Source organism: Acinetobacter sp. UC24323, assembly GCF_024151445.1.
GTDB classification, from domain to species: Bacteria; Pseudomonadota; Gammaproteobacteria; order Pseudomonadales; family Moraxellaceae; genus Acinetobacter; species Acinetobacter baumannii.
Genome location: NZ_JAHIBY010000035.1, coordinates 1 through 1,203, shown reverse-complemented (window position 1 = coordinate 1,203; position 1,203 = coordinate 1). Strand labels below are relative to the sequence as shown.

At 44.7% G+C, this 1,203-nt stretch carries 1 protein-coding gene; it reads right to left on the bottom strand.

Annotation, left to right across the window (positions count from 1 at the left end):
* On the bottom strand, positions 1–1,191 hold the full coding sequence (tuf, locus tag KNQ97_RS19155; protein WP_001029610.1) for an elongation factor Tu: 1,191 nt from the start codon (positions 1,189–1,191) through the stop codon (positions 1–3).
* Positions 1,192–1,203 lie beyond the last annotated feature (12 nt).

Sequence of the window (1,203 nt, the reverse complement as noted above, 5' to 3'; positions counted from 1 at the left end):
TTATGCAGTTACTTTAGCAACAACACCAGCACCTACAGTACGACCACCTTCACGGATCGCAAAACGTAGACCTGGGTCCATTGCGATTGGGTGGATTAATTCTACTGACATTTCAACGTTGTCACCAGGCATTACCATTTCAACGCCTTCTTTCAACTGGATCGCACCAGTTACGTCAGTTGTACGGAAGTAGAACTGTGGACGGTAACCATTTAAGAATGGAGTGTGACGGCCACCTTCTTCTTTAGAAAGCACGTATACTTCTGCGTCGAATTTAGTGTGCGGCTTGATTGTACCTGGTTTAGCAAGTACTTGACCACGTTGTACTTCTTCACGCTTAGTACCACGAAGTAAGATACCACAGTTCTCACCTGCACGGCCTTCGTCAAGAAGTTTACGGAACATTTCTACGCCAGTTACAGTTGTTTTAACTGTATCTTTAATACCAACGATCTCTACTTCTTCACCAACTTTGATGATACCAGCTTCAACACGGCCTGTTACTACTGTACCACGACCAGAAATTGAGAATACGTCTTCGATTGGCATCAAGAATGCTTTGTCGATTGCACGCTCTGGCTCTGGGATGTAAGAGTCAAGTGCTGCTACAAGAGCAAGAACTGATTCTTCACCGTAAGGACCAGCTTCACCGTTAAGCGCTGCAAGAGCTGAACCACGGATTACTGGAGTGTCATCACCTGGGAAGTCATAAGTAGAAAGAAGTTCACGTACTTCCATTTCTACTAATTCAAGTAATTCTTCGTCATCAACAAGGTCGCATTTGTTTAAGAATACGATGATGTAAGGTACACCTACCTGACGAGAAAGAAGGATGTGCTCACGAGTTTGTGGCATTGGACCGTCAGTTGCAGCACATACAAGGATCGCGCCGTCCATCTGAGCAGCACCAGTGATCATGTTTTTAACGTAGTCGGCGTGGCCTGGGCAGTCAACGTGTGCGTAGTGACGAGTTGGAGAATCGTATTCTACGTGTGATGTATTAATTGTAATACCACGTGCTTTTTCTTCAGGTGCTGAGTCGATTTGTGAGTAATCTTTCGCTTCACCGCCGTAAGTTTTTGCACAAATTGTTGCAATCGCAGCAGTTAAAGTTGTTTTACCATGGTCAACGTGACCGATTGTACCCACGTTTACGTGTGGTTTATTACGTTCAAACTTGGCTTTAGCCATGATGATCTTCCT